Genomic DNA, 23618 nt, shown 5'->3' with positions numbered 1-23618 from the left:
CGGTCCCGGGTCGCTCGCGCGATCCCGGGGGCGCCTTGTTGCCCTTACGAAGTTTTCGCCGGCGCCGGCTCCTCGGCGCGCTTGTCGATCACCTTGTCGACGAGGCCAAACTCCTTGGCGTCGGTGGCGGTGAGGAACTTGTCGCGCTCCAGCGCGTCCTCGATCGCCTTGTAGGTCTGGCCGGTGTGCTTGACGTAGATCTCGTTGAGCCGCTTCTTCAGGTTCAGGATTTCCTGGGCGTGCAGCATGATGTCGGTGGCCTGGCCCTGGAAGCCGCCGGAGGGCTGGTGGACCATGATGCGCGAGTTCGGCAGCGTGAAGCGCATGTCCTTCTCGCCGGCGCAGAGCAGCAGCGAGCCCATCGATGCGGCCTGCCCCGTGCACAGCGTCGAGACCGGCGGGCGGATGAACTGCATGGTGTCGTAGATCGCGAGGCCCGACGTCACCACGCCGCCCGGCGAGTTGATGTACATCGAGATTTCCTTCTTCGGATTTTCCGCCTCGAGGAACAGGAGCTGCGCGACGATCAGCGTCGACATGCCGTCCTCGACCGGTCCGGTCACGAAGATGATGCGCTCTTTCAACAGGCGCGAGAAAATGTCGTAGGCGCGCTCGCCACGGTTGGTCTGCTCGACCACCATGGGTACGAGGTTCATGTAGGTTTCGACCGGATCGCGCATGAGTCACCTAAAGTTGGCGGAGCGGACATCGCTTTCGGCAAGGCAGTTCTTAGCTGGGATTGCCGGACGTGATGCACGTCCCGTGATGCAGGACTTGAAAGACGGTTTCACAGATATATGCCAATTCACCGGAGACAAGACCGGAACGAATTAAGGCTTAATCCCAGAAGCAGTTGAAGCTGATTCGCGCAAACAGGCCCAGCCAGCCACCTGGCTAGCTGGGCCCTTGCGCGGATCATCCTTAATAGATGGCTGCGACGCCTTCATGAGGCGACGGACTCGCATCAGGCGGCGGGCTTGTCCGCCTCGTCATCCTTGTAGAGCTCCTCGCGCGCAACCTTCTTCTCGGTCACGTTGGCGAGCTCCAGGATGAAGTCGACCACCTTGTCTTCATAGATCGGTGCACGAAGCTGGGCCAGCGCGTTGGCATTGTTGCGATAAAAGTCCCAGACTTCCTTCTCGCGGCCCGGCATCGAGCGCGCACGCTCGATCACCGCGCGACCCACCTCGTCGTCGGTCACGGTGATCTTGTTCTTCTCGCCGATCTCGGAGAGCACGAGGCCGAGCCTCACGCGGCGGTCGGCGATCTTGCGATACTCGTCGCGCGCCTTGTCCTCGGTGGTGTCCTCGTCGGCAAAGGTCTTGCCGGCCGAATCCATCTCGGCCTTCACCGAGTTCCACATCAGATTGAACTCTTCGTCGACGAGCGACTGCGGCGCGTCGAAGCGATGGGCTTCGTCGAGACGATCGAGCAGCGCGCGCTTGACGCGCTGGCGCGTCGCACCGGAAAACTCGGCAACCAGACGCTCGCGCGCGGCTTCCTTGAGCTTGTCCAGCGACTCCAGGCCGAGCGTCTTGGCGAACTCGTCGTCAACAGCAACGTCCTGCGGCGCTTCGACCAGCGTCGCCGTGGTCTCGAACTCGGCGTCCTTACCGGCGAGCTGGGCGTTTGCATAGTTCTTCGGGAAGCCGGCCTTCACGGTGCGGGTGTCACCAGCAGCGATGCCGATGAGCTGGTCCTCGAAGCCGGGGATGAAGGTGTTGGAGCCGATCACGACCTGGATGCCCTCGCCGGTGCCGCCGTCGAACGCGACGCCGTCGATGGTGCCCTTGAAGTTGACGGTGACGCGGTCGCCGGATTCGGCCTTCGCACCCTCGCCCTTGGCGGTGTAGGCGCGGTTGGCGTCGGCAATGCGCTTGATCGCATCATCAACGTCGGCGTCGCTGACGTCGGCGACGGGCTTCTCGACCTGGAAGCTCTTGAAGTCGGCGAGCTGGATCGGCGGCACCACTTCGAACGCGACCGTGTAGGTCAGGTCGGACTTGCCGGACAGCAGTTCCTCGACCTCTTTCTGCTCGGTCGGCATCGTGATCTTCGGCTCGTTCGCGAGACGGAAGCCGCGCTCGGTGAAGAGCTGCGTGTTGGTGTCGCGGATGGTCTGGTCGATGGTCTCGGCCATCACCGAGCGGCCGTAGATCTTCTTGATGTGGGCGACCGGCACTTTGCCGGGACGGAAGCCGTTGAGCTTCACCTTGTCCTTGAGGTCGACGAGCTTGGCGTCGGCCTTGGCATCGAGATCAGCCGCGGAGACGCTGATCTTGAATTCGTGCTTCAAACCTTCCGAGAGGGTCTCTGTGACCTGCATGGCGTCCAATCTTCTTCTCGTTCGGTCGCGGCACTTTTGCGCCGCGACGCTTGTCATCAATCGATCTGGCGCAAGAGGCGTGTTGCCTTGCGCCGGTGGTTTCTCAGACCCGGCTCCTCGAGGGGCGCATCGCCCATGAGGAACAGGTCCTTCGGTAATCCTCGTGCAAACGCTTGAGTTGAGCGCTTGGTGCGGGCGGAGGGACTCGAACCCCCACAACTTTCGTCACTGGAACCTAAATCCAGCGCGTCTACCAGTTCCGCCACGCCCGCGTAAATTTGCATCCAGACCGGCCGCGATGCCGCGGGCGGCGGGCTTATAGCATGTGCCTGCCTGTTCGCAGCAAAAAAATGGCCTTATCCGGGCAGGTCTTGCCGCCCCATAGGCGGCTGGACTTCTGCCTTCAGAAATGGTGCGCATTGGCCTGATGACAAGCGACGAATCCCGCCCAAACCGACGCGCGCTGCTGGCGGGAATTGCCGCCGCCGCCATTGCTCCGTCACTGCCGGCGAGACCGGTCTGGGCCTCGCAGATCCACCTCCTCGTGGCCGGGCCCAGCACCCTCTCGCTTCGCCCGAACGGGCCGGCAACGCCGGTTTGGTCATTTGCCGGGCCTGACCTGAGGCTGAGGCGCGGCCAAAGCCAGGAGATCAGCTTCGAGAATCGCCTACCGTTCCCGGCCGCCATCACATGGCGCGGGCTCGACGCCGCCGCCGCTTCCGAGCCCCTGCTGGGCCGGCGGCCAGTCGCCGCCAAAGCCAAGGAAAACTCAACGATTTCAGTGCCTCACGCCGGGACCCTGATGGTCGATCTTCGCCTGCTCGAAGACGGTGTGAGGCAGCCTGCACGACCACTGCCCATGATCGTGCAGGAAACGGAGCCAGTTGCGGTTGATCGTGACGAGCGTTTTCTGATCGAGGACTGGCGCGTCGCCCCGGACGGCACGGCGGTGATGCCCGGCGCCGCCGGTGGCGATATCGCGCCGATCTACACCGTCAACGGCAAGGTTGCACCCGACTTCACCCTCCGCGTGAACGAGCGGCTGAGGCTCCGCCTGATCAATGGCTGCCAACGGGCTGTCGTGGCGATGAAAATCGAGGGCGTCGAGGTGATGGTGATGGCGCTCGATGGCCAGCCGGCCGAGCCGTTCCTCGCCCGCAATGGCGCAGTGGTGCTGGCACCGGGCGGACGGGCGGACGTCTTCCTGGATGGGACCGGTGCGCCCGGTTCCGCCGCCCCGATCCTGCTGCATGACGGCAAGGAGGCCCACCCCCTCGCCCGCCTCGTAACCTCGGCCGAGTCACCACTGCGATCGAGCCGGCTCCAGGCACCGCCGCCACTGCCATCCAATGGGCTGCCGGTGGAGCTTGGGCTCAAGAACGCCCTGCGGTTCGATGTCGCGCTCGGTGCGCCTGACAGCGGTTGGATGCGGCCCCAAAACTTCGCCGCCTCGGCGGCCCCGATCTTCCGCGCCAAGGCCGGCCGCACCGTCGTGCTGGCGCTGAAGAACAGCGGCCCCATTGCCAACGTCTTCCATCTCCACGGCCACCATTTCCGCCTGCTCGACCGGCTCGACGACGGCTGGAAGCCCTATTGGCTGGACACGCTTGCGGTCGAACCCGGCCAGACCCAGCGCATCGCGTTCGCGGCGACCTATCCGGGCCGCTACCTCATCCAGTCGTTCGCAGCCGACTGGGCCGCGCCACGGCTGGTGCGCTGGTACGCGGTGGAGTGAGAGTTCAATACTCCACCCCAAGCGCATCATAGATCCGGCGATGCACGGCCGGCAGCGTCTCGGTCAGGTCTTCCGCAATCAACCCGGGGCCTGCCTCTCGCGCGGCTTCGCCGTGCATCCAGACGCCGATGCTGGCCGCTTCGAACGCCGGCACGCCCTGTGCCAGAAGCCCCGCAATGATGCCGGCGAGCACGTCACCGGCGCCTGCGGTGGCAAGCCAACGCGGCGCATTTGCCGCGATCGTCGCGCGGCCATCGGGTGCGGCGATCGTGGTGTCCGGCCCTTTCAACAGCACCACGGCGCCGGAGCGCTCGGCGGCGGCGCGCACGCGCTCGAGCTTCGAGCGGCCGGGATGCTTGTTGCTGAGATCGGAAAAGAGCCGCGGGAACTCGCCCTCATGCGGGGTCAGCACCACTTCGGTGTCATGCGACGTCTTGATCGACTCAAACAGCCGCTCGGGATTCGCCGCAAAGCTTGTCAGCGCATCCGCATCGAGCACGAGATGGCGCCTTGCCGTCAGCGCCGTGTGGACGAAATCGCAGGTGCGCTCGCCCGTGCCGGTGCCGGGACCAATGATGCAGGTGTTGTATCTGATGTCCTCGAGCAGCGCGCCGAACTCGATCGCGGTATCGACGGGCCGTACCATCACGGCGGTCAGCGCGCCGGCATTGATCGCAAGTGCATCGCGCGGCGTCGCCAGCGTGACGAGGCCCGCACCGGCGCGCAACGCCCCGCGTGCGGCAAGACGCGCCGCACCTGTTGCTGCCGCATCGCCGGACACCGCGAGCACATGGCCGCGCGCGTATTTGTGGCCCTCAATCTTCGGCACCGGGAACGCGTGCCCCCAAAAGTCCGGATCGTTCTCGAAAACTCGCGGCGCGATCGCGTCCAGCACCTGGTCTTCGATGCCGATGTCGGCGACGCGCACGCGCCCGCAGTGAAGGCGCCCCGGCAACAGCAGATGCGCCGGCTTCTTGCGGAAGAAGGTGACGGTCTCGGTGGCGTTGACGGCGAGCCCCATCACCGCCGCGCTGGTGCCGTTGATACCGCTCGGCAGGTCGACGGCGAGCACCGGCGCACCATTGGCGTTGATCGCCTCGATCATCGCGCGCGCCTCGCCTTCGAGCGGGCGGCTGAGACCGGCGCCGAACAGCGCATCGATGATCAGCGCGGGGTGGCCGATCGCCTGCGGATTGAACGGCAGCACCGGATGCTTCCAGCCGCGCGCGGCGGAGGCCGCATCGCCCTGGAGCTGATCGCGCTCGCACATCAGGATGACCGAGACCTCGCGGCCCTGCGCCGCAAGCTCGGCGGCGGCGACAAACCCGTCGCCGCCATTGTTGCCGGGACCGGCGATCACCAGGATCGGCCCCTCCTCCACCAGCGCATGCGCGGCTTCGGCGACCGCCTGGCCCGCGCTCAGCATCAGCTCGAAGCCGGGCGTGCCGCCCGCGATGGTGAGCTGGTCGGCCCGCTGCATCTCAGCGTTGGTCAGAACTTCCATGCCACTTCCCTGGTACAAACGCCTTTTCAACAGGCATTTTCTGTGCCGACCCGAAACACAAGAGGGCCATTTGCACAGAGATTGAACTGTTTGCCTATTTCGTAGTCTTCGCTATTTTGAGACTGTTGGTCCCACCTTCTCGGGATGCCGTTAAAAGGCTGATAACGCTCCAAAAATCAGGGCAAATACAACTTGGCATAGACCCTGCTTTCGAGGAAGCCGCTTCGGTTCGTCGTGCTCACTGGCATTCATCAGGGTGTGACCGGCCGCCGCCCGGGCTGGTCAGGCAGTTCGGGACAGCGAAGACAAATCCGCGCATAAGACAAGCGCACCCTGACGAAGACGTTGCTATTTGATTGCAAGGCCTGGAGGCGCTCAGTGAAGAAAATCGAAGCCATCATCAAGCCGTTCAAGCTCGACGAGGTGAAGGAAGCGCTCCAGGAGGTGGGACTTCAGGGCATCACCGTCACCGAAGCCAAGGGCTTTGGGCGCCAGAAGGGCCATGCCGAACTGTACCGCGGTGCCGAATACATCGTGGACTTCCTGCCCAAGGTGAAGATCGAGATCGTGATTGGCGACGACCTGGTCGAGCGCGCGATCGACGCCATCCGCCGCGCTGCGCAAACCGGTCGCATTGGCGATGGCAAGATCTTCGTCTCCAACATCGAGGAAGCGATCCGCATCCGAACCGGCGAATCCGGGCTGGACGCTATCTGAGCCGGGTGCTATCCCGAATTTTGCGACACTCGACCTAGGAAAGAAGGCTGCTTCGGCGGCCTGATTTCGTTTGTGCACTCGCGCGCCTCACGAAGCGAGAACAACGTCGCTCGTAGCCTGGAAACCGACCCGCAGAGCCAAAAGGGGTATGCATGAAGACCGCCAAAGACGTCCTGAAAGCGATCAAGGATAACGACGTCAAATACGTCGACCTCCGTTTCACCGATCCGCGCGGCAAGTGGCAGCACGTGACCTTCGATGTCGGCATGATCGACGAAGACATCTTCGCCGAAGGCACGATGTTCGACGGCTCCTCGATCGCCGGCTGGAAGGCGATCAACGAATCCGACATGTGCCTGATGCCCGATCCCGTGACCGCGACGATCGATCCGTTCTTCGCCGAGACCACCATGGTCATCACCTGCGACGTGCTCGAGCCAACCACCGGCGAGCCGTACAACCGCGACCCCCGCGGCATCGCCAAGAAGGCGGAAGCCATGGTGAAGTCGATGGGCGTGGGCGATGCCGTGTTTGTCGGCCCCGAAGCCGAGTTCTTCGTGTTCGACGACGTGCGCTTCTCCTCCGGCCCCTACAACACCGGCTTCCGGCTCGACTCCTCGGAGCTGCCGACCAACACCGACACCGAATATGAGGGCGGCAATCTCGGCCACCGCATCCGCACCAAGGGCGGCTACTTCCCGGTGCCGCCGCAGGACTCGGTGCAGGACATGCGCTCGGAGATGCTCGGCGCCATGGCCAAGATGGGCGTCAAGGTCGAGAAGCATCACCACGAGGTCGCCTCCGCCCAGCACGAGCTCGGCATGAAGTTCGACACGCTGACGCTGATGGCCGACCATCTGCAGATCTACAAATACTGCATCCACCAGGTCGCGCACATCTACGGCAAGACCGCCACCTTCATGCCGAAGCCGGTCTATGGCGACAACGGCTCGGGCATGCACGTGCACCAGTCGATCTGGAAGGACGGCAAGCCGGTGTTCGCCGGCAACAAATACGCCGACCTGTCGGAGACCTGCCTCCACTATATCGGCGGCATCATCAAGCACGCCAAGGCGATCAACGCCTTCACCAACCCGTCGACCAACTCCTACAAGCGTCTGGTCCCGGGCTATGAAGCCCCGGTGCTGCTCGCCTACTCCGCGCGCAACCGTTCGGCCTCCTGCCGCATCCCCTACACCGCTTCGCCGAAGGCCAAGCGCGTCGAGGTGCGCTTCCCCGATCCGCTCGCCAACCCCTATCTCGGCTTCGCCGCGATGCTGATGGCGGGGCTGGACGGCATCAAGAACAAGATGGATCCGGGTCCGGCGATGGACAAGGACCTCTACGACCTGCCGAAGGAAGAGCTGAAGCAGATCCCGACCGTCTGCGGCTCGCTTCGCGAGGCGCTGGAAAACCTCGACAAGGACCGCGGCTTCCTGAAAGCCGGCGGCGTGTTCGACGACGACTTCATCGACGCCTATATCGAGCTGAAGATGACCGAAGTCGCCCGCTTCGAGATGACCCCGCACCCGGTCGAGTTCGACATGTACTATTCGGGCTGATCGGGCCTGCGATAGGACACACGAAAGGCGCTCCGCGAGGGGCGCCTTTTTTGTTGTCCGTTATGTTACGGCTCGCTTCTCTTGATGATGGCCAACTCACCGCCTCCGGTCGCGACAACGGAGAGCCCCGGAATGCCAATGTTCCATCCCTCATAGCCGGACGACATATTGAGGACTTCCAAGACCGAATCGTTCGAAAAGAAGATCGAAATGTCTCCCGTATCCGATCGGATCGAAACTCGCTCGATGGTCTTCGCGCCGAGAAGGTCCAGCGCTACTTCCCCGCCATTCAGAGGAGTCGCTAGCCCAAACTTGTGACCATCATCGCTGCTGGAAAATGCAATTCTATTTGCGTCGATAATCCGCCAAGGACATTCGACGCTCAAACCCGAGACCGCATCATCCCCAAAACTGAAATTCCAATCGAATTCGCGGCGCCTAACCTGGGCGAGTTGACGACCGACAAGATGCGTGGTCAGAGCCTTACCGACATCCATACTCTCAGCTCTCCGCAACGTCACCCGATCAGGCCGCCTTCAACCGATAAGGTCGGATCAACAATTCCGCCGGCACTTTCCAGGCTTCGCTGATCCTGAAGATCATATCCACGGTCAATGCCCGTCTCCGATTCAAAATCTCGGACGCGCGCGAGCGGGAGCCGAGCAGTTCGGCAAGCTCGACCTGGGTGTGTCCGCCCTCATCGATCAGATAGTTCAGCATATCGATCGGATCGACGCGGGAGGTGTCGATCGGCCAACGTTCGTTCTCGTACCGCTCGACAAGCGTGGCGAGAATGTCGAGCTTGTCGCCGTCGTCGGTCCCAGGCTCCGCTCCCCAGAGACGTTCGATCTCGGCGATAGCGGCATCGTAATCGGCCTCGGTACGGATGGGACGAATTTCCATTTGTGGCTCCTCAGTACCTGGCAACCGTCAGCGCGTCGATCTTGTCGTATTCTGCGTGAGTGCCGATGAATTTGATGAACACGATTTGATGCTTGAACGAGAACGAAGCGATCAGTCGAAAGTTGCCGCCTGCGATTTCGAACCTTGCACGCTCGGCGTTCAGGACAACCGCACCGGGAACGGTCGTCTGGACCTCGTTCATCGAGGTCCACCGCGCGGTCCTGGCGAGCTTGATCCAACGGGTCAATGCCGGCCTCGCCTTGGGATTGGCTGCGCCGAACTTGACCAGTGTGGATTGTTTGATGATCCTCACGTCCTATATTCCCATATTGGGAACATACGGTCAAGCCTACACGTTCCGGACCTCCACTCTCACTTGTCCGGAAAATTCACCCCGATCTCCGTGACCACCGGCCCCCACTTCACGAGCGCTGCATTGCCGGAGGCGACCTTCACACCGTCTCCCGTTAACGCCCTCGGCGCACTGGTGTCCTTGCCAAAGCGCATCGTCACCCTGCAACCGCCCGGCTGCGGCTTGGCAAACGTCCCGCCCTTCCAGTCCGCGACATAGCCGCCATAGTCCCAGTCGAAGCCGTGGATGGCGAATACCTTGTGTTACGGTGTTACGGTGACAGTGCACTTAACTTGACAGACCCCGCTTTCGCTTGCAGCATGCACTATGGCTCGCCTCGCCCGTGTCGTCATCCCCGGTCACCCGCACCACGTCACGCAACGCGGCAACGGCCGCGCGCGCACGTTCTTCGGAGACGACGACTATGCGTTTTATCGCGACCTGCTCGCGGCGAATTGTCGGGCGGCCGGGGTCGAGGTGTGGGCCTGGTGCCTGATGCCGAACCACGTGCACCTCATCCTGGTGCCATCCGACCCCGACGGGCTGCGCCGTGCGCTCGCGCGCGTGCATCGTGTCTATGCCGGCACCATCCAGGCGCGGCGCAAGCGCACGGGCCATTTTTGGCAGGGGCGGTTTGGCGCCGTCGCCATGGATGAGGAACATCTCGCAGCGGCGCTACGCTACGTGTCGCTCAACCCGGTGCGGGCGCGCTTGGTGGAACGGGCGCAGGATTGGCGCTGGTCGAGCACGCGCGCCCATCTGCGCGGCAAGGACGATGGGGTCACCGCCCTGGCACCGATTCGGGAGCGATTTCCCCGCTTCGCTGACCTTCTCGACGACGCGCCGGACGCGGGGATGTTTGCCCGGTTGCGCGCCGCGGAAAGCATTGGCCGGCCGATCGGCGACGACCGCTTCCTTGCCCGTCTCGAAAAGCTGACCAAGCGCTCCCTCAAACCAGGCAAGCGCGGACCTAAGCCGGCTGAGCCGGAGAGCCCTTAGCATGGCGGAGAGTTTAGTGCACTGTCACCGTAATCTTGTCGTAGCGTGCGTCGACCGGCCGGGAGACCCTCTCAGGGAACGGAAGGGCTCAACGAAGCCATTGGAACGTCGAGCTTGTACAGCAAGCCGGTGGGCGCGTAGGTCAACTGCACGTCTCCCCTGAGCTGGCGGCCGAGCGTCTCGATCAATTTGGTTCCGAAGCTGCGCTTTTGCGGCGGCTGGACCACGGGGCCGTTTGTCTCGGTCCAGCTCAGGCGCAAGCGCTGCGCCTGCTGATCGACGGTCCAGACGATGTCGACGCGCCCCTGCGGGACCGACAAGGCGCCATACTTTGTCGTGTTCGTACAGAGTTCGTTGAGCGTCATCGCGATGGCGATGACGACACCCGACGTCACCCGAAGCGCGGGGCCGCCGACAGAAAATCGCGACACGTCGGAATCGTCGAAGGCTTCAATGGCGCTGCGTATGACCGCGCCGAGATCGGCACTGGACCACTTTGCTTGCAAAAGGAGATCGTGCGCCCGGCCGAGCGCCGATAGCCGGCCCTCGATGGCCTGCTGCGCCTGCCCGGCCCCCTGCACGTCGCGCAGGCTCTGGGAGACGATTGCGGCGACGGTCGCGAGCGTATTCTTGATGCGATGGTGCAGCTCTTCGAGGATCAGTTTCTGCAGCTTGTCGGACGCTGCACGCTCTCTGGCCTCGATACCGGCGTTGGCAAGCAGACTCTTGGCATTGATCTCCGCCTGCGCGAGCAGAAGCCGGAGGCTGACATTTTCTGCCGCCAGAAAGTCCTCGTGCGATTCCTCGCCGCCGCCGCCAGGACGCACGTCTGTGCGGAGATCGATTTCGAGCATTTGCAACTGTACCACCATGGACCGTTTACCGCACTGATTTTCGGCCGAGCGGTTGGATCGACGAATTTTGGCGATATCCGGCGGCGTGCGCCAACGCTTCAGGCGTGGGCGCTCATCCGGCGCGAACTATTTGCCGGGCTTGGTGCGGCTTGCCGAAGATTCAGAAGCCGGAGCAAGCCCGCGTGCGTCCTCGCCGCCGAGATGGCCGAACATTTCGGCGGCGTTTTCGAGAATCGTTACTTCCTGCATCGCCTCCGTGCGCTCGTCGCCCGGCGGCATCCGGCGAGCCCTGGCCAGCGCCCTTTCCGCCCTGACGCTCAATGTTTGGCGAACTACCATTGCATAAGCATCGTGGCTGTGATCAGCAGCACGAAAAAGATCGGCAGCAACAGCGGTGGCACAAGCCACTCACGTACATCGAATTTGGAGACGTTTGACATATCGACCGCCTTTTGATCGCGGCGGGAGCAAACTGCTCTCAGTCACCGATGACAGCCGAGGAGCGCGCGGTGATGTCCAGCATATGGGGGCTCATCCGCTGAATAGCCAGCGCGCGAAACTATTTGCGGTGACGGCATCCATTCGCCTTGTAATCTGCTTTGCGCCTATCCACTTGAAGCTTGACGCGGCAGGACCGCTCCCTTTGCGTCGGGTCTTGGCTCCCGCACATTCTGCAGCCTGCCGACCGACTGATGCGCGTTTCGCCGTGGTCGGGACCGGCTGCGGCCATCTAGCATAAATTGATGCACGTCGCGTGTAGACCGGCACGGACTTTCGTGCATCGACAACCCGATCGGCCTCATCACATGATTGAGTTTCCAAACCTTAGCCGTTCATATGACCGCACGCGGCGTGCCGTGCGCTTCTGGGGATACGACAGCGCCATTGAGGCATCGTTCTTCATCGATGAAGGTGCCTTGAAGCGGATTCAACCGGATGCCGGTTCCAGCGAGTCGGGCTTTCTGACCGCGTTCGATTCAAATCGCGACCGGATATGTGCCGCCGCAGCCCGGATGTATGTCCGCGGCAGCCGGGGCTCCTACGATCTGGTCGCCGCAAATTTCTGAAACGATATCGCCCGTGCGAGCAGGCGCCGACTGCACGGTTCGATCGTGGTGCTCGATCCAACAAGAAAGGCCGCGGACTGCTCCGCGGCCTCTCTGCAATCGATCTCTGCGTCAAATCGCTCAGTATCGGCCTGTTCCGATGCCGACGCTCACGCCCGGCGCGCTGAAGCCGACTCCACTGCGCTCGCCATAACCATAGCCGCGCCGCTCGATGTAGCGCTCGCGGGGAGCGTAGCCGTAGGAATTGTATCCCTCGCGGACGATGACGCGGCGTTCGCCGCGCTCGCGCCAGCAACGACCGTTTTCATTGCAGACCATGCGAACGTTCTGGATGTCGTTGGCCGGAGCAACCGCGACGCCGGCGGAAAGCGGGGCAGCAGAAGCAGCGGTGACGAGAATGGTACTTGCTGCGGCTGCAAGCGTGATTGCGAAAACTTTCATGGCAATTCTCCAAAGTAACAGTGTGTCAGTGAGCCAATGGGCTCGCGACACAATGGTTCCAGGAGCGGAGCCAAGTATTCTCGTATAGCGCAAACCCGTCTGCCAAGACGCGTGGCGTCGCTAGAGTGGAGCCCGCCAATCCCTCGAATCTCGCTTGCGAAGACAGGCTAGGCAGCCGCCCGCCGCCGCGCCACCAGCGCGTCGCCAAACGCTTCGAACAGCGCGCGGTTGATCGGGTTCTTTTGCGGGTCGTACTCTGCGTGCCATTGCACGCCGAGCGCAAAGGCCGGCGCCTCCGCGATACGAATCGCTTCGATCGTGCCGTCTTCGGCCACGCCCTCGACGACCACGCGCTGGCCGGGCTGCAGAATGCCCTGACCGTGCAGCGAATTAACCTTGATCCTGTCGCAGCCGAGGATTTTTGCGAACGCGCCGCCGGGGATGAGCTCGACGTCGTGACGGTCGGCGAACACGACGGTGGGATCGGGATGGATCTCGCCGTTCTCCAGCCGCGGCATGCGATGGTTCATGCGGCCGGGGATTTCGCGGATCTCGGGATGCAGCGAGCCGCCGAAGGCGACGTTCATTTCCTGCAGTCCGCGGCAGATGCCGAACAGCGGGATGCCGCGGGCCACACAGGCGACCGACAGCGCCAGCGCGACCTCGTCGCGGTGGATGTCGTAGGGCTCGTGCTTCTCGCAGGGGTCGACGTTGAAGCGAGTCGGATGAACGTTGGCGCGGGCGCCGGTCAGCACGATGCCGTCGACCACGTCGAGCAGCGCGCTGATGTCGGTGATGTCGGGCGAGCCCGCAAACATCAGCGGCACGGCACCGGAGACTTCGGCAACGGCGCGCAGGTTGCGCTCACCAACCATCTGAACCTGGAATCGATTTTCGACGCGATGGCTGTTCCCAATCACGCCGACGACCGGCTTTTTCATCTGCCTCGCCAGAGCTCCCCGCCAAAGGATTCTCCAAAGATGCCCATGGGGGAGAAAATATCAACTAGCGGGCTCGCGGGACGGCCCTGCTATTTTCGCGCAAAGGCCTCTTTGGGCTCGATTGGGGCGCTGGCGACCAGGCCCGCCGCCTTCAGCGCGGCCGCGGCGGGCTCGCCCGTCCCGGCCAGCCATGGCAGTTTCGCGGTCAATCCGCGCGTGACCGGCTCGCCCAAAAACCCGCCGAAATCGATCGGCCAAAGCCCGTTGGGGACGATTTCAGCGGTCAAGCCGTGCAGCTTGTAGCCGACACCAAGCACCGCCTCGGCCTGATCCGGGGCCACGATACGGGCGGTGGCGGGGTCATTGGGATCGCCGAAGGTGACGAGCACGGGGATCAGCGGCCCCTGCACCGGCACCACACCGCTCATCCTGTTCAGCTCGTTGAACGAGACCCGGCTGCCGCGCGCGGCGCCATAGGCGCGCAGCGCGACGTAATTGACGTCGTCGAGATCGAGCGCCTTGTCGAGATGGGCGAGCAGCGCCACCAGGTTCTTGCCTTGACCGAGATCGACGAACACGGCCTCGCCATGGGTCACGGTCTTGCCGCCGCGGCTGTAGCCGCGGTCCGGCACCACGGCCAGCACGCCAGCGGCGCTCTTGATCCCCGCGGGCGTCTCGACCTCGACGGTGAGCCGGTATTTGTGGCCGGGCCGGTGAATGCGGATCTGGTCGCCGGCGACCAGCACCGCCAGCAGCCCGAGCACGCCAATCCATTTGCCGATGAAACTCAAGCCTCGCCCACTCCGTTTCTTGTCTGACCGCTTTGCACCACGGCCGCCGCAGCGTCAAACCTGTGCGCGAAGGCCGCTTGATCCCGACAGCGTTTGACGAAAGAGTGATTCTTCGAATTTTAAAAGGACATCGCGTGACATCTTCCACCGACAAACGGTCCCTCACCCGCAGCGATCTGGCCTGGGCGATCTGCGTCGGCGGCATCGGCGTGGTGCTGTTTGCGATCCTGGTGCTCTTCACCTGGTATTTTGCCGCGACGCTCCTTCTGATCTTCACGGGCATGCTGCTCGGCGTCGCCTTGAATGCGCTGACCAACACGCTCGGCCGCCTCATCAGCCTGCCGCACCCGGTCCGGCTCGGCATCGTCTGCGTCGTGCTCGCCCTCCTCCTTGCGCTCGTCGTCTATCTCGGCGGCGCGACCATCGCCGACCAGGCGTCCGCGCTGAGCAAGACCATCAAGTCGCAGCTCGCAGGCGTCAAAGCCTTCCTCGACAGTCGCGGCATCGACACCAGCTTCTTCGATCTCGGCAACGCGACCGCACCGGCCGCGTCCGACGCGCCGAACGCGACGCCGCCGCATCCTTCGCTGCCGAACGCCGGCACGCTGGCGTCCAGCGGTGGTGCCATCGTCAGCCAGACCTTCAAGCTGCTGCTCGGCACGATCAGCGCCGTCGGGAATTTCTTCATCGTGCTGTTCCTGGGGCTGGCCTTCGCGGCCCAGCCCAGCCTCTATCACGACGGGCTGCTGTTCCTGGTGCCGGCCCGGATGCGCGAACGCGCCGCCACCATCATCGACGGCATCAGCGAGACGCTGGAGCGCTGGCTGATCGCACAGATCATCGTGATGCTCGCGGTCGGCGCCGTGACCTGGATCGGGCTTGCCATCATCGGCATCCCCGGCTCGTTCATCCTGGGCATTCAGGCCGGGTTGCTCGCCTTCATTCCGACCGTGGGCGCGATCATCGCCGGTGTCGTCGTCGTGCTGGCGAGCCTCGCCTCGGGCTGGATCCCGGCGCTATCCGCCTTCATTCTGTTTCTCGGCGTGCACGCGATGGAAAGCTATGTGCTGACGCCCATCCTGCAGCGGCAGGCGCTCGACATTCCGCCTGCCACGCTGTTCGCGTTCCAGATCCTGCTTGGAGTCGTGTTCGGCATCTGGGGCCTCGCGCTGGCGCTCCCGTTGATCGCCATCGCCAAGGTCATGATCGACCACTTCAAGACCTACGAGGCGCCGCAGGTCGCCTGAGCCCTCAGGTCGTCAGGACGGTCTGGGTGTGCTCGACCTCGGGCGGCGAGGCAAAATACTGGCCGACCAGGCCGCGCCATTCGGTAAAATTCTCGGAGCCGCGAAAATCGACGGTGTGGTTTTCCAGCGTCTCCCACTTCACCATCAGCCGGTAGCGCTGCGGCTTCTCGATCGACTTGTGCAGCTCGAAACCATGAAAGCCCTTGGAGCGGCCGAAGGCGGCCTTGGCCTTGGTGACGGCGGCCTCAAAATCCTTCTCGGAGCCCGGCTTGACGTCGATTTGCGCGATCTCGGTAATCATCGGCTTCCACCCTTTTTGTTTTGATGGGTGTATCTAGCGCAGGCGCCGACAAAGAAAAAGGCGCCGCAACGGCGCCCTGATGCGTGAAATGGACGTGGCCGGTCAGCCGAACAACAGTACGGTCCCGACGACGGCGACCGCACAGGCCACAAACAGCGCGAGCGGCCAGCGATCCTGGCCCCTGTCGTAATGCCCCTGGGCGCGGCGCTCGGTGATCAGCGCCGTCTCAAACTCGTCCGATGTCGAGAACAGGCAGGCAAAGCCGCCGCGCGTCGACACTTCCGCCGCCTCCAGCGAGATCAAAGCGGCTTGCGGGTGCTGCTGACGGACCTGCTCCATGACCGGGATGGTAGGGAGCGAATGGTAAACAGCAGGTTATCGCAAGGCACCGGAGCCGCTTCCGGTCCGATGAAGATCGCGACGGACGCGGCTCCGGTTCTGTTGTCCTCAGGCCGTGACCGTCTGCGGTCGCGGCGCGCCGATCTTGGCCGCGCTCTGGCGCCGCCAGTTTTCCAGCGACAGCGGCAGCTCCTCGGCGGCCTCGACGCGGTTACGGCCGCCGCGCTTGGCCTGGTAGAGCGCGGTGTCGGCCGATGCCAGCAACACTTCGAGCTCGGTGCCGGCGGGACCGCCCGCGACGCCGATGCTGACGGTGGTATCGACCGGTGCTTCATCGACGACGACGCCGGACATCTCAAAAGCTTCGCGCACGCGCTCGGCAACCAAGACCCCCTCCTCCAGCGAGCACGGCAACAGCGCGGCAAACTCCTCGCCGCCGATGCGGCCCGACAGGTCGGAGATGCGCAAATTGGTCACCACGACCGTCGAGAACAGTTTCAGCATCTCGTCGCCGGCGGGATGGCCGAAGCGATCGTTGATCGACTTGAAATGGTCGATGTCGAAGATCATGACGGTTACCGGGCGGCCCGCCTTGGCTTCACGATCGATCACGCGCGAGCAGGCTTCCGAGAAGCCGCGGCGGTTCAGCATGCCGGTCAGCGGATCGGTCGATGCCGCCGTCCGGTGCGCGGTCACCGTGCGCTCCGACACCAGCATGAAGATCACGAACACGGTGCCGACGGCATAGAGCACGAGCTCGACCGCGAACACCGTCACCCAGATGCTGGTAGCGAAGGAAGGATCGTTCGGTTTCAGGAAGCTGCCGATCAGGATCGGCAGCATCAGCACGCAGCCGTGCATGACGGGCACGACGAAGGCCGGCCAGCGCCGTTGCAGGCTCTTGCGCCGCTCGACCCAAAGCTCGCTCGCGGTCAGCGCTGCATAGACGGATACGATGCCGGCGCCGATCATCATGCGCAGCGTGGATGCGGCCGGATCAAGCATCGTCACGGCCGCCGCCCAGGCGAGCGCACCGATCACGAGGCCCGGCCAGTTCGGTTTGCGGCCGTGGAAGACGCGCGCGGCGTTCCACACCATGCCGCAGGCAACGAAGCCGACCGCATTCATCGCGAGATAGAGATGCGGGCCGAGCTTGTCGCCGGCCGCGGTCCACACTGCGACGGAGGTTGCCCCGAGCAGATAGGCGCAGCCCCACCATTTCAGTGCGGGACTGTTCTCCTGCTTGCCGAAGAACACCAGCATGGCGCCGAGAAGTGCGGCGATCATGGTGGCAACCAAGTAGAGCGTGATGCTATCGAGCGACATCTGTCAGCCCCCTTTGAAAGCAGTCTCGACGCGCTCAGCCCATTGAAACGCGCCCATTCCGATTTGCGACGCTATGTCTCACGGGTTCCATTCAGGTTTTCATCGGTGCGCAAGTTTTCGGGAAAGACAGGATCAATTTGTTTGCAAACGACCAACAAAAAGGGCGCCGAAATCGGCGCCCTTTTGCATCTCATTGAAGCCGCTTTCGCGGCGAATTTTACCGAAGCGATTAGCGCTTGGAGAACTGGAAGGAGCGGCGGGCCTTGGCCTTGCCGTACTTCTTGCGCTCGACGACGCGGCTGTCGCGGGTCAGGAAGCCACCCTTCTTGAGCACGGTCCGCAGCTCCGGCTCGAAATAGGTCAGCGCCTTGGAGATGCCGTGACGAACGGCACCGGCCTGGCCCGACAGACCGCCGCCGGCGACGGTGCAGATCACGTCGTACTGGCCGGCGCGGGCGGCTGCGACCAGCGGCTGCTGGATCATCATGCGCAGCACGGGACGGGCGAAGTAGACTTCGACCTCACGCGAATTGACCGTGACCTTGCCGGCGCCCGGCTTGATCCAGACGCGGGCGACCGCGTCCTTGCGCTTGCCGGTGGCGTAGGCGCGGTTGAACTTGTCGACCTTCTTCTCGTGCTTGGGCGCATCGGGCGCCGCCACCGCGGTCTTGAGCTGGGAGAGCTGGTCGAGCGACTGAATGGATTCGGCCATATTATGCGGCCCTCGTGTTCTTGCGGTTCAACTTGGCGATGTCGATCTTCTCTGGCGACTGCGCCTCATGCGGATGATCGGCACCGCCGTAAACACGGAGATTGCCCATCTGGACACGGCCGAGCGGGCCGCGCGGGATCATGCGCTCGATGGCCTTCTCGACGACGCGCTCGGGATACTTGCCCTCGAGGATCTGCTTCGCCGTGCGCTCTTTCACATGGCCGACATAGCCGGTGTGCTTGTAGTAGGTCTTCTGCTCGCGCTTGCGACCGGTCAGAACCGCATGCGCGGCATTGACGATGATGACGTTGTCACCGCAGTCGACGTGGGGCGTGTAGGTCGGGAGGTGCTTGCCGCGCAGCCGCATGGCAACGATGGTGGCGAGACGGCCGACGACCAGACCCTTGGCGTCGATCAGCACCCACTTCTTCGTCACCTCGGCTGGCTTTGCCGAAAAGGTTTTCATGTCAGAATTTCCGTGAAGGGAGATGGCGGCGCGGACGTCGCACCGAACTGCGCGGCTTTCTAGAGAACGGACGCGCGCGGGTCAATGCCCCTAGGCAGAAATTAAACAAGCAATATCAGATAGTTATAAATATGGTGTTATAATACCTCGGAAAAGCTCAAACATTTGGAATGGAATAGGTCGAGGTCACGTGGGCGATCGGATCGGGCGACGTGCCCGAGAGGAGGTTCACCTCGCCCACCGCCAGGCGCTTGCCGAGCTTCAACAGCCGCGCTTCCGCCAGCACGTCCTGCCCGGGCTGGCCCTTGCGCAGGAAATTGATGTTGAGATTGGTGGTGACGGCGAGCCCGACCGGCCCGATCGCGGACAGCAGCACGACGTACATGGCGAAATCGGCCAGCGCCATCAGCGTCGGCCCCGAGACGGTTCCACCCGGCCGCAGCATCCTTTCGCTGAAACGCTGGCGCAACAGGCAGGTCTGGCCGTCGGCGCTCTCGATGGTGATGTCGTCACCGCTGAAGGCCTGGGGAAACTCGTCGCGCAAGAACTGCTCGACCTCCGCCACGCTCATTTTCGCTGCTGCCATGCCGTCCCCCGCCTCGCTTCACTTCGCCTGTTACATTAAGTTATGTGCGTCATCCAACTGGAATCTCCGCAACTGGAATCCGCTGATGTCCGTCCAGGCCGCCCGAGCCCCCTCTCCCCATTCGCCGATCCTGCTGCGCGAGACGATCGGCAGCATCGCGATCATCACGCTCAACCGGCCGGCCGCACGCAACAGCCTGTCGGAGGCAATGATCGCAGGCCTGCATGCAGAGCTCAATGAGATCAGGGACGACAAGGAAATTCGCGGCGTGGTGATCGCAGCCAACGGCCCCGCCTTCTCGGCCGGCCACGACATGAAGGAATTGACTGCGCGCCGCACCGATCCCGATCGCGGCCGGGCCTATTTTGCGCATCTCATGAACGCCTGCAGCGCGATGATGCAGGCCGTGGTGCAACTGCCGAAGCCCGTGGTGGCGGCGGTCCAGGGCATGGCAACGGCGGCCGGCTGCCAGCTCGTTGCGAGCTGCGACCTTGCGGTCGCCTCTGAAGAGGCGCGCTTCGCCACGCCCGGCGTCGATATCGGCCTGTTCTGCTCGACGCCGATGGTGGCGCTGTCGCGCAACGTGCCGCGCAAGCAGGCGATGGAGATGCTGCTCACGGGTGAACCTGTCACCGCCGAGCGCGCCCGCGAGATCGGCCTCGTCAACCGCGTCGTTCCGGCCGGCACGGAACTGCCGGCTGCGTTGGAGCTTGCACAAAAGGTCGCGCTGAAATCCGCCTACACGGTCAAGCTCGGCAAGGAGGCCTTCTACCGCCAGATCGAGATGAGCCTTGAAGACGCCTATCGCTATGCGGCAGAGGTGATGACCGAGAACATGATGGCGCGCGACGCCGAGGAAGGCATCGGCGCCTTCATCGAGAAGCGCGAGCCGAAATGGGAAGATAAATAAGACCGTCATTGCTTCGCTTCGCTCGCAATGACAGCAAGAAAAGACCAGTGATGAACCACGACGCCTACCCCGATAATTACATCCGCGGCATCCTCAACAGCGTGAAGTCGATCGCGATGGTCGGCGCTTCGCCGGTGAACGTGCGTCCGAGCTATTTTGCGTTCAAATATCTGGCGCAGCGCGGCTACGACATGATCCCGGTCAATCCCGGCCATGTCGGCAAGGAGCTGCTCGGAAAGCCCTTCGTCGCCTCGCTCTCCGATCTCGGCCGTCCCGTCGACATGATCGACATCTTCCGCAACTCCAGCCACATCATGCCCGTCGTCGAGGAAGCGCTGACGCTCGATCCACTGCCGAAAGTGATCTGGATGCAGCTTGGCGCGCGCGACGACGCCGCCGCCGAAAAAGCCGAGGCCGCCGGCATCAAAGTTGTCATGAACCGCTGCCCGAAGATCGAATATGGCCGGCTGTCGTCGGAAATATCCTGGATGGGCGTCAATTCGCGCACGCTCTCCTCAAAACGTCCGCCGGCGCCGACGCAGGGCATGCGACTGTCTCTCAATCGCATGAGCGTGGGCGGCGGCGAGACCGCCGCATCCGACCGCGCCGCCAAGATTACGGCCGACAAGAACAGAACCGAAGAGAGCTGACGCAATCGCGAAATAATCGTTTCGCGAACGCGACATAGGGAAGCACGACCGTTTCGAACGAAGTCCAGCCCGCCGCGATGCCTTGACGGCGGACGCGCGCGCGATCAGCATGCCGCGCGATTTTCGAAAAACACAAGAACAGGACGCAAGATTATGAGCGATCGCCTTCCGGGATTTTCCACCCTCGCCGTGCATGCCGGTGCACAGCCCGATCCCACCACCGGTGCGCGCGCGACCCCGATTTATCAAACGACCTCTTTCGTATTCAACGACGCCGACCATGCGGCCTCGCTGTTCGGCTTACAGGCCTTTGGCAACATCTACACCCGCATCGGCAATCCCACCAATGCGGTGCTGGAAGAGCGCGTCGCAGCGCTCGAGGGCGGCACCGCGGCGCTCGCGGTCGCCTCTGGCCATGCCGCACAGGTCGTGGTGATGCAGCAGCTCTTGCAGCCCGGCGACGAATTCATCGCGGCGCGCAAGCTCTATGGCGGCTCGATCAACCAGTTCACGCATTCCTTCAAAAGCTTTGGCTGGAACGTGGTGTGGGCCGATCCCGACGACATCGCGAGCTTCGAGCGCGCGATCACCCCGCGCACCAAGGCGATCTTCATCGAGTCCATCGCCAATCCCGGCGGCAGCATCACCGACATCGAGGCGATCTCCACGATCGCCCGCAAGGCCGGCGTTCCCCTGATCGTCGACAATACGCTGGCCTCGCCCTATCTGATCCGCCCGATCGACCACGGTGCCGACATCGTCGTGCATTCGCTGACGAAGTTTCTGGGCGGCCACGGCAACTCGATCGGCGGCATCATCGTCGATGCCGGCACCTTCGACTGGTCGAAGGCCGGCAAATATCCGATGCTGTCGGAGCCGCGCCCCGAATATCACGGCATCAAGCTGCACGAGACCTTCGGCAATTTCGCCTTCGCGATCGCCTGCCGCGTGCTTGGCCTGCGCGATCTCGGACCGGCGCTGTCACCGTTCAACGCGTTCCTCATCCTCACCGGCATCGAGACGCTGCCCTTGCGCATGCAGAAGCACTGCGACAACGCCAAGACGATTGCGGAATACCTCGCCGGCCATCCGGCGGTTTCTTCGGTGAGCTATGCGGGCCTTGCGAGCGACAAGTACAACGCCCTCGCGCGCAAATACTCGCCGAAGGGCGCGGGTGCCGTCTTCACCTTCAGCCTGAAGGGCGGCTATGACGCCGGCGTCAGCCTGGTGTCGAACCTGAAGCTGTTCTCGCACCTCGCCAATGTCGGCGACACCCGTTCGCTGGTGATCCACCCGGCCTCGACCACGCACAGCCAGCTCGACGACGCCGCCAAGGTGAAGTCCGGCGCCGGCCCCGACGTGGTCCGGCTCTCGATCGGCATCGAGGACAAGGAAGACCTGATCGCAGATCTCGAGCAGGCGCTGACCGCTTGAGGGAGTCAGTTAACAGTCGTTAACCAACACCGTCCTAGATTGGCTCCGGATCATCCTTGATTCGGAGCCGAAAATGCTGCGCATGCTGCTGCCTGCCTTTGCCATGATGCTGACGGTGTCGAGCGCGCTTGCCGCCGATATGTCGGCGATGCCGCGGAAGTCGAAGGCGGTCGTTGTGGCCCCGGTCCCGAAGAAGGAGATCGTGACGGAGGTCGAGGCGGATTCGCTGATCTCGCCGGCCTATGGCGTCGGCAGCTACATCCGCAATCTGCCGGGCACGCCGCTGCTGCCGGGCTCCGCGGCCCTGCCGGGCTACTATGGCCGCGCCTGGAGCTACGACTATCAGGGCGCCTATTACGGCGGCCCGCAGGTCGACTATTTCTGGCGGCTACCTTACGCCTGCGGCGTCTACGGCTACTGCTGAGGTCACGGCGTCCTCAGAAGGCTTGCGCGAGACCATCCGCTCGACCTGAATCACCGCAAGCATCAGCACCACGATCGCGACCGCCTGGTGCGCGAGCGCAATGTCGATCGGCACCTGGTTGAGCAGCGTGAGAATGCCGAGCACTGCCTGCAGGCTCACCGCGGCCAGCAGCCATAGCGCTCCGGACGCAGCACGGCCGGCACGCGCGCCGATCGCATCGAACGCGTGGAACGCCACCAGCGCCAGCAGCAGATAGGCCGTCATGCGGTGCTCGAACTGCACCGTCAGCACATTGTCGAACATGTTGCGCCACCACGGCGTATCGAACCACAGCCGCTTCGCCGAGGGGATGAACGCGCCGTCGATGTCGGGCCAGGTGTTGTAAACCCGCCCTGCCCGCAAGCCCGCGACCAGCGCGCCAAAGTAAAGCTGCACGAACGTCACGGCGAGTATGATCACGCTCGTCGCCTTGAGCCGCATCGATGCAACGGCTAGCGACGGCGCGCCAAGGCGCCGCACCGTCCAGACGATGCCGGCAAAGATCACGAGCGCGAGCGACAGATGCGTCGCCAGCCGATATTGCGACACTTCCACGCGCTCGGTGAGGCCTGAGGCCACCATCCACCAGCCGACCGCACCCTGGAGCGCGCCGAGCCCGAACAGCAACCACAGCCGCCGCTTCAGATCAGCCGCGAGGCCGCCGCGCCACAGGAAGAACAGGAACGGCAGCAGATAGGCGACGCCGATGAAGCGGCCGAGCAGCCGATGGCTCCACTCCCACCAGAAGATCGTCTTGAACTCGTGCAGGTTCATGCCCGCATTGAGTTCGCGATATTGCGGGATTTTCTTGTAGGCCTCGAAGGCCTCGTTCCACTGCGCTTCGCTTAAGGGAGGCACGCTGCCGGTGACCGGCTTCCATTCCACGATCGACAGGCCGGACTCGGTCAGCCGCGTCGCGCCGCCGACCAGCACCATCAGGGCGATCAGCGCGGCCACCGACACCAGCCACCAGCGCACCGCGCGGTGCGGGT

General features: G+C 63.5%; 29 protein-coding genes and 1 tRNA gene. 10 read left to right on the top strand and 20 right to left on the bottom strand.

What is annotated here, in order from left to right:
- Positions 1-44 precede the first annotated feature (44 nt).
- From C2U70_RS09060 to C2U70_RS09050, 3 genes are all read right to left on the bottom strand, one after another.
- Entirely contained in the window at positions 45-680 is a 636-nt protein-coding gene (locus C2U70_RS09060) for an ATP-dependent Clp protease proteolytic subunit (protein WP_140977658.1), read from the bottom strand.
- 284 nt (positions 681-964) lie between these two features.
- Positions 965-2326, bottom strand: coding sequence for a trigger factor (gene tig, locus C2U70_RS09055; protein WP_140977657.1), 1362 nt, complete (start codon positions 2324-2326; stop codon positions 965-967).
- 187 nt (positions 2327-2513) lie between these two features.
- A tRNA-Leu gene (locus C2U70_RS09050) sits at positions 2514-2598 on the bottom strand.
- Positions 2599-2753: 155 nt separating this feature from the next.
- On the opposite strand from C2U70_RS09050, the gene C2U70_RS09045 reads away from it, so the two are divergent.
- Complete coding sequence (locus C2U70_RS09045) at positions 2754-4061, top strand: multicopper oxidase family protein (RefSeq protein WP_246666709.1); 1308 nt, start codon at positions 2754-2756, stop codon at positions 4059-4061.
- 4 nt (positions 4062-4065) lie between these two features.
- On the opposite strand, the gene C2U70_RS09040 is transcribed toward C2U70_RS09045, so the two are convergent.
- The gene (locus tag C2U70_RS09040) at positions 4066-5565 is read right to left on the bottom strand and encodes an NAD(P)H-hydrate dehydratase (protein ID WP_140977655.1); all 1500 of its coding nucleotides are present in this window, start codon (positions 5563-5565) and stop codon (positions 4066-4068) included.
- Between the two features lie 378 nt (positions 5566-5943).
- Here C2U70_RS09040 and C2U70_RS09035 point away from each other — a divergent pair, with 378 nt between their 5' ends.
- On the top strand, positions 5944-6282 hold the full coding sequence (locus tag C2U70_RS09035; RefSeq protein WP_007603495.1) for a P-II family nitrogen regulator: 339 nt from the start codon (positions 5944-5946) through the stop codon (positions 6280-6282).
- Between the two features lie 152 nt (positions 6283-6434).
- Positions 6435-7844 carry a type I glutamate--ammonia ligase gene (gene glnA, locus C2U70_RS09030; RefSeq protein ID WP_140977654.1) on the top strand — a complete coding sequence of 470 codons (1410 nt, stop codon included), beginning with the start codon at positions 6435-6437 and terminating at the stop codon, positions 7842-7844.
- 65 nt (positions 7845-7909) lie between these two features.
- On the opposite strand, the gene C2U70_RS09025 is transcribed toward glnA, so the two are convergent.
- The 4 genes from C2U70_RS09025 to C2U70_RS33790 are packed head-to-tail and all read right to left on the bottom strand — an operon-like array spanning position 7910 to position 9260.
- Positions 7910-8341, bottom strand: coding sequence for a hypothetical protein (locus C2U70_RS09025; RefSeq protein ID WP_140977653.1), 432 nt, complete (start codon positions 8339-8341; stop codon positions 7910-7912).
- Between the two features lie 28 nt (positions 8342-8369).
- Entirely contained in the window at positions 8370-8747 is a 378-nt protein-coding gene (locus C2U70_RS09020) for a helix-turn-helix domain-containing protein (RefSeq protein WP_140977652.1), read from the bottom strand.
- A gap of 10 nt (positions 8748-8757) precedes the next feature.
- Complete coding sequence (locus C2U70_RS09015; RefSeq protein ID WP_140977651.1) at positions 8758-9060, bottom strand: type II toxin-antitoxin system HigB family toxin; 303 nt, start codon at positions 9058-9060, stop codon at positions 8758-8760.
- A 59-nt stretch (positions 9061-9119) separates the two neighbouring features.
- Positions 9120-9260, bottom strand: coding sequence for a hypothetical protein (locus C2U70_RS33790; RefSeq protein WP_186294144.1), 141 nt, complete (start codon positions 9258-9260; stop codon positions 9120-9122).
- Between the two features lie 166 nt (positions 9261-9426).
- Between C2U70_RS33790 and C2U70_RS09010 the strand changes: the two genes are divergently transcribed.
- Positions 9427-10098: a transposase gene (locus C2U70_RS09010; protein WP_140977650.1), complete on the top strand. Its 672-nt coding sequence runs from the start codon at positions 9427-9429 to the stop codon at positions 10096-10098.
- A gap of 71 nt (positions 10099-10169) precedes the next feature.
- On the opposite strand, the gene C2U70_RS09005 is transcribed toward C2U70_RS09010, so the two are convergent.
- Positions 10170-10952 carry a sensor histidine kinase gene (locus tag C2U70_RS09005; RefSeq protein ID WP_140977671.1) on the bottom strand — a complete coding sequence of 261 codons (783 nt, stop codon included), beginning with the start codon at positions 10950-10952 and terminating at the stop codon, positions 10170-10172.
- Between the two features lie 126 nt (positions 10953-11078).
- Positions 11079-11360 carry a hypothetical protein gene (locus tag C2U70_RS32905; protein ID WP_186294148.1) on the bottom strand — a complete coding sequence of 94 codons (282 nt, stop codon included), beginning with the start codon at positions 11358-11360 and terminating at the stop codon, positions 11079-11081.
- A 398-nt stretch (positions 11361-11758) separates the two neighbouring features.
- On the opposite strand from C2U70_RS32905, the gene C2U70_RS09000 reads away from it, so the two are divergent.
- Positions 11759-12019 (top strand): DUF1488 domain-containing protein, encoded by a 261-nt coding sequence (locus C2U70_RS09000; RefSeq protein ID WP_140977649.1) that lies wholly within the window; start codon positions 11759-11761, stop codon positions 12017-12019.
- A gap of 120 nt (positions 12020-12139) precedes the next feature.
- On the opposite strand, the gene C2U70_RS08995 is transcribed toward C2U70_RS09000, so the two are convergent.
- The 3 genes from C2U70_RS08995 to C2U70_RS08985 all read right to left on the bottom strand — a co-directional run bounded on the left by C2U70_RS08995 (position 12140) and on the right by C2U70_RS08985 (position 14192).
- Positions 12140-12460, bottom strand: a complete 321-nt coding sequence (locus C2U70_RS08995) for a hypothetical protein (RefSeq protein ID WP_140977648.1) — start codon at positions 12458-12460, stop codon at positions 12140-12142.
- A 167-nt stretch (positions 12461-12627) separates the two neighbouring features.
- Complete coding sequence (locus tag C2U70_RS08990; RefSeq protein WP_140977647.1) at positions 12628-13401, bottom strand: gamma-glutamyl-gamma-aminobutyrate hydrolase family protein; 774 nt, start codon at positions 13399-13401, stop codon at positions 12628-12630.
- An 89-nt stretch (positions 13402-13490) separates the two neighbouring features.
- Positions 13491-14192 carry a hypothetical protein gene (locus C2U70_RS08985; protein ID WP_140977646.1) on the bottom strand — a complete coding sequence of 234 codons (702 nt, stop codon included), beginning with the start codon at positions 14190-14192 and terminating at the stop codon, positions 13491-13493.
- 134 nt (positions 14193-14326) lie between these two features.
- Here C2U70_RS08985 and C2U70_RS08980 point away from each other — a divergent pair, with 134 nt between their 5' ends.
- Positions 14327-15439, top strand: coding sequence for an AI-2E family transporter (locus C2U70_RS08980; protein ID WP_140977645.1), 1113 nt, complete (start codon positions 14327-14329; stop codon positions 15437-15439).
- Positions 15440-15443: 4 nt separating this feature from the next.
- On the opposite strand, the gene C2U70_RS08975 is transcribed toward C2U70_RS08980, so the two are convergent.
- The 6 genes from C2U70_RS08975 to C2U70_RS08950 form a co-directional block, all read right to left on the bottom strand.
- Complete coding sequence (locus C2U70_RS08975; protein ID WP_140977644.1) at positions 15444-15740, bottom strand: antibiotic biosynthesis monooxygenase family protein; 297 nt, start codon at positions 15738-15740, stop codon at positions 15444-15446.
- 102 nt (positions 15741-15842) lie between these two features.
- Positions 15843-16079 (bottom strand): hypothetical protein, encoded by a 237-nt coding sequence (locus C2U70_RS08970; RefSeq protein ID WP_140977643.1) that lies wholly within the window; start codon positions 16077-16079, stop codon positions 15843-15845.
- A 108-nt stretch (positions 16080-16187) separates the two neighbouring features.
- Positions 16188-17405 carry a GGDEF domain-containing protein gene (locus tag C2U70_RS08965; protein WP_140977642.1) on the bottom strand — a complete coding sequence of 406 codons (1218 nt, stop codon included), beginning with the start codon at positions 17403-17405 and terminating at the stop codon, positions 16188-16190.
- 229 nt (positions 17406-17634) lie between these two features.
- Complete coding sequence (gene rpsI / locus C2U70_RS08960) at positions 17635-18117, bottom strand: 30S ribosomal protein S9 (RefSeq protein WP_140977641.1); 483 nt, start codon at positions 18115-18117, stop codon at positions 17635-17637.
- Between the two features lies 1 nt (position 18118).
- On the bottom strand, positions 18119-18583 hold the full coding sequence (rplM, locus tag C2U70_RS08955; RefSeq protein ID WP_140977640.1) for a 50S ribosomal protein L13: 465 nt from the start codon (positions 18581-18583) through the stop codon (positions 18119-18121).
- A gap of 157 nt (positions 18584-18740) precedes the next feature.
- Entirely contained in the window at positions 18741-19169 is a 429-nt protein-coding gene (locus C2U70_RS08950; RefSeq protein WP_140977639.1) for a PaaI family thioesterase, read from the bottom strand.
- An 85-nt stretch (positions 19170-19254) separates the two neighbouring features.
- Here C2U70_RS08950 and C2U70_RS08945 point away from each other — a divergent pair, with 85 nt between their 5' ends.
- The 4 genes from C2U70_RS08945 to C2U70_RS08930 all read left to right on the top strand — a co-directional run bounded on the left by C2U70_RS08945 (position 19255) and on the right by C2U70_RS08930 (position 22587).
- Positions 19255-20079 carry an enoyl-CoA hydratase gene (locus C2U70_RS08945; RefSeq protein WP_186294143.1) on the top strand — a complete coding sequence of 275 codons (825 nt, stop codon included), beginning with the start codon at positions 19255-19257 and terminating at the stop codon, positions 20077-20079.
- Between the two features lie 50 nt (positions 20080-20129).
- Positions 20130-20729, top strand: coding sequence for a CoA-binding protein (locus C2U70_RS08940; protein WP_140977637.1), 600 nt, complete (start codon positions 20130-20132; stop codon positions 20727-20729).
- Between the two features lie 153 nt (positions 20730-20882).
- Complete coding sequence (locus C2U70_RS08935) at positions 20883-22163, top strand: O-acetylhomoserine aminocarboxypropyltransferase (RefSeq protein WP_140977636.1); 1281 nt, start codon at positions 20883-20885, stop codon at positions 22161-22163.
- A gap of 73 nt (positions 22164-22236) precedes the next feature.
- Positions 22237-22587: a hypothetical protein gene (locus C2U70_RS08930; protein ID WP_140977635.1), complete on the top strand. Its 351-nt coding sequence runs from the start codon at positions 22237-22239 to the stop codon at positions 22585-22587.
- On the opposite strand, the gene C2U70_RS08925 is transcribed toward C2U70_RS08930, so the two are convergent.
- Positions 22552-23618, bottom strand: a 1067-nt coding sequence (locus C2U70_RS08925) for a COX15/CtaA family protein (RefSeq protein ID WP_246666708.1), incomplete at its 5' end; no start/stop codon positions are given. The genes C2U70_RS08930 and C2U70_RS08925 overlap by 36 nt on opposite strands.

Origin of the sequence: Bradyrhizobium guangdongense, assembly GCF_006483445.1 — a bacterium.
Classification (GTDB): domain Bacteria; phylum Pseudomonadota; class Alphaproteobacteria; order Rhizobiales; family Xanthobacteraceae; genus Bradyrhizobium; species Bradyrhizobium guangdongense_A.
The sequence above is the reverse complement of the archived record's forward strand: the minus strand, read 5'-3'. Positions and strand labels throughout refer to the sequence as shown.

Excerpts from the sequence above, each read along its gene's own strand:
- C2U70_RS09060 (WP_140977658.1), bottom strand. The coding sequence starts at position 680 with ATGCGCGATCCGGTCGAAACCTACATGAACCTCGTACCCATGGTGGTC.
- tig (WP_140977657.1), bottom strand. The coding sequence starts at position 2,326 with ATGCAGGTCACAGAGACCCTCTCGGAAGGTTTGAAGCACGAATTCAAG.
- C2U70_RS09045 (WP_246666709.1), top strand. The coding sequence starts at position 2,754 with ATGACAAGCGACGAATCCCGCCCAAACCGACGCGCGCTGCTGGCGGGA.
- C2U70_RS09040 (WP_140977655.1), bottom strand. The coding sequence starts at position 5,565 with ATGGAAGTTCTGACCAACGCTGAGATGCAGCGGGCCGACCAGCTCACC.
- glnA (WP_140977654.1), top strand. The coding sequence starts at position 6,435 with ATGAAGACCGCCAAAGACGTCCTGAAAGCGATCAAGGATAACGACGTC.
- C2U70_RS09025 (WP_140977653.1), bottom strand. The coding sequence starts at position 8,341 with ATGGATGTCGGTAAGGCTCTGACCACGCATCTTGTCGGTCGTCAACTC.
- C2U70_RS09020 (WP_140977652.1), bottom strand. The coding sequence starts at position 8,747 with ATGGAAATTCGTCCCATCCGTACCGAGGCCGATTACGATGCCGCTATC.
- C2U70_RS09010 (WP_140977650.1), top strand. The coding sequence starts at position 9,427 with ATGGCTCGCCTCGCCCGTGTCGTCATCCCCGGTCACCCGCACCACGTC.
- C2U70_RS09005 (WP_140977671.1), bottom strand. The coding sequence starts at position 10,952 with ATGCTCGAAATCGATCTCCGCACAGACGTGCGTCCTGGCGGCGGCGGC.
- C2U70_RS09000 (WP_140977649.1), top strand. The coding sequence starts at position 11,759 with ATGATTGAGTTTCCAAACCTTAGCCGTTCATATGACCGCACGCGGCGT.
- C2U70_RS08995 (WP_140977648.1), bottom strand. The coding sequence starts at position 12,460 with ATGAAAGTTTTCGCAATCACGCTTGCAGCCGCAGCAAGTACCATTCTC.
- C2U70_RS08990 (WP_140977647.1), bottom strand. The coding sequence starts at position 13,401 with ATGAAAAAGCCGGTCGTCGGCGTGATTGGGAACAGCCATCGCGTCGAA.
- C2U70_RS08975 (WP_140977644.1), bottom strand. The coding sequence starts at position 15,740 with ATGATTACCGAGATCGCGCAAATCGACGTCAAGCCGGGCTCCGAGAAG.
- C2U70_RS08970 (WP_140977643.1), bottom strand. The coding sequence starts at position 16,079 with ATGGAGCAGGTCCGTCAGCAGCACCCGCAAGCCGCTTTGATCTCGCTG.
- C2U70_RS08965 (WP_140977642.1), bottom strand. The coding sequence starts at position 17,405 with ATGTCGCTCGATAGCATCACGCTCTACTTGGTTGCCACCATGATCGCC.
- rpsI (WP_140977641.1), bottom strand. The coding sequence starts at position 18,117 with ATGGCCGAATCCATTCAGTCGCTCGACCAGCTCTCCCAGCTCAAGACC.
- rplM (WP_140977640.1), bottom strand. The coding sequence starts at position 18,583 with ATGAAAACCTTTTCGGCAAAGCCAGCCGAGGTGACGAAGAAGTGGGTG.
- C2U70_RS08950 (WP_140977639.1), bottom strand. The coding sequence starts at position 19,169 with ATGGCAGCAGCGAAAATGAGCGTGGCGGAGGTCGAGCAGTTCTTGCGC.
- C2U70_RS08945 (WP_186294143.1), top strand. The coding sequence starts at position 19,255 with ATGTCCGTCCAGGCCGCCCGAGCCCCCTCTCCCCATTCGCCGATCCTG.
- C2U70_RS08940 (WP_140977637.1), top strand. The coding sequence starts at position 20,130 with ATGAACCACGACGCCTACCCCGATAATTACATCCGCGGCATCCTCAAC.
- C2U70_RS08935 (WP_140977636.1), top strand. The coding sequence starts at position 20,883 with ATGAGCGATCGCCTTCCGGGATTTTCCACCCTCGCCGTGCATGCCGGT.
- C2U70_RS08930 (WP_140977635.1), top strand. The coding sequence starts at position 22,237 with ATGCTGCGCATGCTGCTGCCTGCCTTTGCCATGATGCTGACGGTGTCG.